The 6,781-nt window shown below is 52.8% G+C and carries 7 protein-coding genes; 1 reads left to right on the top strand and 6 read right to left on the bottom strand.

All coding sequences use genetic code 11. From position 1 onward, the window contains the following. The 4 genes from AB7U36_RS15360 to nhaD form a co-directional block, all read right to left on the bottom strand. On the bottom strand, positions 1–815 hold an 815-nt coding region (locus AB7U36_RS15360), incomplete at its 3' end, for a B12-binding domain-containing radical SAM protein (RefSeq protein WP_428160597.1). Positions 816–817: 2 nt separating this feature from the next. Beyond that, complete coding sequence (locus AB7U36_RS15355; RefSeq protein WP_428160596.1) at positions 818–1,399, bottom strand: nitroreductase family protein; 582 nt, start codon at positions 1,397–1,399, stop codon at positions 818–820. A gap of 23 nt (positions 1,400–1,422) precedes the next feature. Further along, on the bottom strand, positions 1,423–2,064 hold the full coding sequence (locus AB7U36_RS15350) for an XTP/dITP diphosphatase (RefSeq protein WP_428160595.1): 642 nt from the start codon (positions 2,062–2,064) through the stop codon (positions 1,423–1,425). A 312-nt stretch (positions 2,065–2,376) separates the two neighbouring features. Then, the gene (gene nhaD, locus AB7U36_RS15345) at positions 2,377–3,816 is read right to left on the bottom strand and encodes a sodium:proton antiporter NhaD (RefSeq protein ID WP_428160594.1); all 1,440 of its coding nucleotides are present in this window, start codon (positions 3,814–3,816) and stop codon (positions 2,377–2,379) included. A gap of 236 nt (positions 3,817–4,052) precedes the next feature. Between nhaD and nhaR the strand changes: the two genes are divergently transcribed. Further along, positions 4,053–4,955 carry a transcriptional activator NhaR gene (gene nhaR / locus AB7U36_RS15340; protein WP_428160593.1) on the top strand — a complete coding sequence of 301 codons (903 nt, stop codon included), beginning with the start codon at positions 4,053–4,055 and terminating at the stop codon, positions 4,953–4,955. Between the two features lie 64 nt (positions 4,956–5,019). Here nhaR and AB7U36_RS15335 read toward each other — a convergent pair whose 3' ends face one another. Then, positions 5,020–5,649, bottom strand: coding sequence for a TIGR00725 family protein (locus AB7U36_RS15335; RefSeq protein WP_428160592.1), 630 nt, complete (start codon positions 5,647–5,649; stop codon positions 5,020–5,022). An 84-nt stretch (positions 5,650–5,733) separates the two neighbouring features. Beyond that, positions 5,734–6,525, bottom strand: a complete 792-nt coding sequence (locus AB7U36_RS15330; protein ID WP_428160591.1) for an alpha/beta fold hydrolase — start codon at positions 6,523–6,525, stop codon at positions 5,734–5,736. Between the last annotated feature and the right edge of the window lie 256 nt (positions 6,526–6,781).

The raw sequence follows: 6,781 nt of genomic DNA, 5'->3' as shown, positions 1-6,781 counted from the left end.
GCATCGCCATCCATGGTAAAGGTGTCGTCACTGATGAAAAAATGGGTTACGCCCTTTTGGGCAAGTGCCTTGATCTCTTCGAACAGCCATTGGGGGGAGTGGCGGCGGACAAGGGAGGTGCCCCAGAATTTCGGGGACCCGCAAAAGGTGCATGTTCCGGGGCATCCCCTGGACATGGACAGGTGCTGGTAGGTGAAATACCGGGACGGGTGGGGCAGGGTGTCCAGGTCTTTTACCAGTTCACTTTGACCTGTGTCATGAATGCTTGGGCCCTTGCGGAAAACAATACCGGGAATCCGGCCAAGCTCATGTACCAGCTCAGCTCTGATAACCTGGGCCTGGTGGATGGTGCCAAAACGGTTTTTTATTTGTTTTGCAGCATGTACCAGTTTTGCCGTGCTGATCTCCCCTTCGCCTTTGACAATCACATCCAGGGCAGGGCAGGCGTCAAACAGGAAATCCGCCATAAAGGTGGCGCCGGGCCCCCCAAATACAATGAGGCTGTCCGGCAAAAGCTGCCGGGCCTTGTCTGCGCATGCCGTGGCATTGATCCGGGTGGGGCTTGTTACGGAAAACCCTATGATATCAGGCTGCTCCCGCACGACGGCCTGGGAGAACAGGTCAAGTGTATTATTTGCCGAGCCCTTTGCCGACGGGTTGGCCGGGCCTGCCGGCGCAAGATTTAAAATACCGGATATCCAACCCTGGTCCAGAAGCCCGGATGCCAGATAATAAAGCCCGATGGGGACCTGAAGCGCATCCGGGTCCGTAACCCTTGGATCCAGGCAGGATGGATTAACAAACAGAACCTTCACAGCTACCAGGTGTTGAGAATCAGATCCTCAAGTTTACGCTTGGGAACGTGATGAACCTGATTTTCATCCCTAAAATACCGGATATCCCCGCCCTCATCCACATCATCAATGCAGGCTTGTTCCACGGGTTTGCCAAGTGCGATGACCAGCTTTACCTCCAGGTGATCGCCGATGCCAAGCAGACTTTTAAGTTTTTTGATATTAATGGCGGCGAACATACATCCGGCCAGCCCCCTTGCCCGGGCCCCGAGAAGCATGGTCTGGGCGGCAATGCCGTGGTCGCACCAGAAATTGTTTGAAATGGTGGTATCCCCCAGGATGACAATGTATCCCGTGGGCTGTTCCCCGGGTTCTGGGCCTTTCCACTCTTTCAGATAAGCGGCCCAGGTCAGGCAGGAAAAGATCTTCTCGTTTTGTTCCCGGCTGCTGGAAATGATATATTTCAAGGGTTGGTTGTTGGCTGCCGAGGCCGTATACCGGGCCAGTTCCACAAGCTCAGTCAAGGTTTGGATATCCAGGGCAAATGCGTTGTCAAACCGTCTGCAGGACCGGTTGGATTTTACCAGTTCTTTGAATGCATCCATTGTTTTTCCCTTTGGGTGAAAAATTATCTACAGCCCGGTTCAGTGATAATCCGGGACATTTGAATATCTATCCAGTCCAGGATTTTGTCCATCTCCTGGGTGATCTCCTGCAACGCCTTTCCCCTGTGGCTGACCCTTGCCTTCTCATCCATGGACAATTGGGCAAAGGTTTTATTCAATTCCGGAAAAAAGAACAGCGGATCATAACCAAACCCGTTATTTCCTGCAGGTTCCCGGGTAAGCACCCCTTCACAGCGCCCTTCATAGGTCAAAGCAGCTCCTGTGGGAACCGCAATGGAGATCACACATTCAAAGGCTGCTTTGCGGTTTTCTTCATTTTTCATGGCGTCCAGAAGTTTGTCCACATTGTCCTGGTCCGTGGCATTTTCCCCGGCGTAACGGGCCGAATATACGCCAGGTGCCCCGCCCAGAGCTGCCACGCAAAGCCCTGAGTCGTCCGCCAGGGCCGGATATCCCAGAATTCTGGAAATAAACGAAGCCTTTTTATAGGCATTGTCGTCAAAGGTCTCCCCGTCTTCTATCACCTCGGGAATGGGACCGAAATCAGACAGGTTTTTTATCTCAACCGGATAGTTTTGCAGCCTGTCCTTTAATTCCCTTGTTTTGCCTTTATTGGTCGTGGCCAGTACCAAGATCTGTTTCACCTGAAAGCTCCTTTTGCAGTATTCGCTTTTTTAAAAAAATTTAGACCTTAATATAAGTGCTGGTCCAAGGTTTGTAAAGGTGAGTCCGTAACCTCTCAAATCCACCGCTTATTTTTTTATGCCATTGACCCATTAACCGGGAAATTTACCCATAATAATGCCCAGCTTACGGCCCGGGCCGTGCGAAAGCTGTACCCGTACCCCGGGTTCACACCCGGCGACATCCAGCTTTTATGCTGCTGACCGTGGTGTAGTATTTTCTTTGTTTGAAATTTATGAGGGCATAAGGTTTTACTCCAGCCTTTGCCTTGTCTACATCACCGCCTTGTTGAGCCACAGGTGGCATAAAATACTTAAGGCATAGCCCAGAGCGATCACCGGGGTCCATTTCAGATGGCCCCCGAAGGTGTAGGTACCCCGGGCAGTGCCCAAAAGCGCCACGCCGGCCGCAGAGCCGATGGCAAGCATACTGCCGCCGGTACCGGCCGTCAGGGTGACCAGGAGCCACTGGCCGTGGGACATGGCCGGATCCATGGTGAGAACGGCGAACATCACCGGAATATTGTCAACAATGGCCGACAGGACACCCACAAAGGTGTTGGCCCAGGTGGCCCCGAGACCCAGGTACATAAATTGGGAAATCAGCGCAAGGTATCCGAATTGGGCCAGCCCGCCCACACAAAGGATAATGCCATAGAAAAACAACAGGGTATCCCATTCAGCCCTGGATATTTTTTTCATGATGTCAAAGGGAATAAAGTCAGGTGAAGGGGCGGCGTCGGTATCCCGGACCCCGAGAATGGGGTCGTATTTCATGGTTTGGTTCTCATGGCGCTTGATATGATAAGAAAACATCCCCAGGTATCCAAGCCCCAGCATCATGCCGGTTGCCGGGGGCAGATGCAGGATATTGTGGAAACAGACGGCTGTCACAATCGTTGCCAGAAACAGCCCCATAATAACCCAGGCCCCATACTTCATGGTAACGGATTCATCCAGTGCCTCGGGAACATCCTTGTCCACAAACAGGCTCATGACCACGGCCGGTACCAGCCAGTTTACCAGTGAGGGGATGGCGATGGAAAAAAATTCGGAAAAGGCCACCTTGCCTTTCTGCCAGACCATCAGGGTGGTAATATCTCCAAATGGCGAAAACGCACCTCCGGCATTGGCCGCCACCACGATATTGATGCAGGCAAGACTGATGAAGCCTTTATTTTTTCCGCCGACAGTCATGGCCACTGCCCCCATGAGCAATGCCGTTGTCAGATTGTCTGCCACCGGGGAGATGACAAAGGCAAGAATCCCGGTAATCCAGAAAATCTGCCTCAAAGAAAAGCCCCGGGAAACCAGAATCGCCCGCAGACGTTGGAAAACGTTGCGTTCTTCCATGGCGTTAATGTAGGTCATGGCCGCCAGCAGGAACAAAAACAGTTCCGCATATTCAACAAGGCTGTGTTTTATGCCATCATGGGCGGTGTGCGTATCTCCGATACCGGCATAGGCCAGCGACACCAGAACCCATATTACACCGGCAGCCAACAGCACGGGCTTGCTCTTTCTTAAATGGATACTATTTTCCAGGGGAACCAGGGCATAGGCCACGATAAAAAAAATTACCGCAAAATATCCGTAGGCGGTGTCTGTCAGTCCGGAGGCCGCAGCAGAGGAGGCCTCAGCCTGGGCAAAAACCATGGCCGGAAGCACCAGCAATGGGACCGTAATGCGCATTAATTTCACAGCATCTTTCATAAACGTCATTTCCTTTATTTTATTATCACCATATTTCCCCGACATCATCGGGTGACCGGCTGTTTACAAACCGCATTAACTTCTGGTCAAAACAGTGGACCCTCTTGCAGGCTTCATGATAGGCTGTCCACATATTAAAATTTCAGCAGCCAAGAGAAAATCAGATCATAACGGGCTGAGTTTATTCGGTCAAATAGATAATACAGTGATTAGTATTCGAAAAAAGCGAATAAAACATGGAATGGCTTAATTATCATCATCTTTACTATTTCTGGATAGTTATGAAGGAAGGCAGCATTACTGCAGCCAGCACCAGACTCAGACTGGCCCAGTCAACCATCAGTGCCCAGCTCACCAGATTAGAGGAGTCTTTGGGTGGAAAACTGTTCAACCGGCAGGGGCGGAAACTGGAAGCCACGGATCTGGGACAGATGGTGTTCCAATATGCGGACAAGATATTTTTTTTGGGACGGGAATTGATGGATCAGGTTCACAGCCGGCCAGTGGTCGGTCCGCTTTCACTGAAAGTCGGGATCGTGGACGTGGTGCCGAAACTCATGGCCAGAAAGCTCATTGAACCTGCCCTGTGTATGGGGAAGACTGTTCGCCTGGCCTGTCACGAAGGCAAGGAAAAAGACCTGCTTGCGGATCTTGCCCGGCACAATCTTGACCTGGTGATTTCCGACGGTTTGCCGCAGCCCGGCCTCAGCGTGAAAACCTACAACCATTTTTTAGGAGAATGCGGCATCACTTTTTTTGCCGAAAAAAAACTGGCCCAAAGCCTGCCTGAAAAATTTCCGGACTGTCTGGATCACGCCCCCATGTTAATGCCCATGACCATGTCATGGCTTCGGGGCGCTGTCGATCAATGGTTTGAGGCTTTGTCCATTCGGCCGGTGGTGGTCGCTGAGTTTGAGGATAATGCACTGCTGACGGTTTTCGGGCAGGCCGGAGACGGTGTATTTATCGCGCCCACTATTATTGAATCGGAGGTTAGAGACCAGTATCAGGTGGATATCATCGGCCGGTGCGACAATATCAAGGACCGGTTTTATGCCATCTCTGTTGAACGAATTCTTAAGCATCCGGCGGTTGTGGCCATTACCGACATCGCACGCCATTCTGTGTTTTCCAAGTAAAATGGAATTCTGCTGCCCTGCGCTATAGGGGGTATACCCCAGGCTGGACAGGGCCCGGTTGATCCTATTGGGGCAGATTCAGAACCACCCGGGCTATTCTGGCGGCAGCCTCTTTCGGGCTGCGGCAGGGGAGCATACCCGGAATGTTCGGGGCTCCGGGGAGGCCGAGCACCTTTTTTTCAAACTGAAGGCCAAAGGCAATCTCCGAAAGGGTGCCGTATCCCCCGCCCACGGCCACGAGGCAGAGAGCGGCCCGTGTCAGAATTGCATTTCTGGCCACTCCGATCCCGGTGGCCAGGGGGATGGTGACATAGGGGTTGGCTGTACCGGGATTTTCATCGGGCAGCAGTCCCACACAGATTCCGCCAGCCTCTGCCGCTCCCTTGCAGGCGGCTTCCATCACACCCTGGCGCCCGCCGCAGATCAGGGTCAGCCCCATCTGAGCGATGAGCGTTCCCAGCTCCAACGCATCTGCAAGCTGTTCTTCCGACGCTTTGCGGCCGCCCAGAATTCCCACCGGAACCCTGCACCGGCCACCCTGCTGCTGAAGCCGGGTGACCGCATCTGTTTCCGATACCGGGGCAAGTTCCGCCGGAATGGTGTCAAGTTCTTCCCAGGCCCGATTCTCCGTGGAAAAGATCCGGGCCGAGCGCAGATCAATAAGATTGTTTTCCGAATCAAAAGCCAGTGACATGGGAATACTTCCTGTGACTGTACATCTCTCCGGCGGCCGCGACCACCAAAGCGGTCAGAGCCCCCCCTTTTTTTTGCCCAGACATTAGTTGGCACGTAAGAAATCAACTAGCGCGGAATTAAATGCTTCCGGTTGCTCAATGTTGACCATATGACCGGCAGCGGAGAACATGCAAAGTTGGGCCCCGGGAATCTGTCCGGCCAGATCCGTTGATTTTTCCGGCGGAATCGCCTTGTCCCCGCGGGCGCCCATGACCAAGACCGGGAGTTTCAGCTCAGGCAGCAATGCCGATGAATCGCCCCGGTCCCGAATCGTCTCTAACCCCAAAACCAAACCGGATGGAGAGGTCGCCTTCATCCAGCCGCGCACCTCCTCCACCAACCCAGGACGGGCAGCAACCGTCTGGTCAGCAAAAAGAAGCGGGGTAAACGCATTTGGCACCGCATCCGGCCGCCCTGCTTCAATCTCGGCGATGAGATGGTTGCGCTTGCCCCGGGCGGTTTCATCATCGGCGTCAGCCCGGGTGACGATAAAACAGGCAGCGGAAAACCGTTCCGGATAACGGGCCAGCAGGTTGAGTAGCACATACCCGCCCATGGACATGCCGCCGACCACGGCTTTCTTGATACCGAGATAATCCAGCAGCGCGATCAGGTCATCGGCCAACAGATCTGTAGAGCCGGCCTCGGTGCCCGGCTCACTCTCCCCGAACCCCCTCAGATCGGGAACGACAGCCCGGAAACCGGCGGCGGCCAACGCCTGGGTCTGGGGGCGCCACATTTGCCGGCAAAGAGGAAATCCGTGAATCAACAATACTGCGGGCCCATCCCCTGTTTCATCATAAGCCAATTGAATACCATTAAGCTTTGTTTGCATATAAAACCTCCCGAATAAAATTAAGACCAACCATATTCACTCATGTCAGACATATCCTACCAGCTCCCCTTGTACACAACAAGCCTTTAAAAAAAAGACGGTTTTCATTGTCACCAGGTAATTATTATTGACAATTCCACGGGACGATGTATAAATTCTTTTTCAATTAGTTCAATTATAGGGTATTTCCAACTGAAAATTCACGTCGTGTAGGTGCGCGGTTTCATGCAGCTGAGATTTATTTTTTATGGCTGGG

This window comes from Desulfobacter sp., from assembly GCF_050177295.1.
Note: the sequence above shows the minus strand (reverse complement) of the source record. Positions and strands in the feature narration are given on the sequence as shown.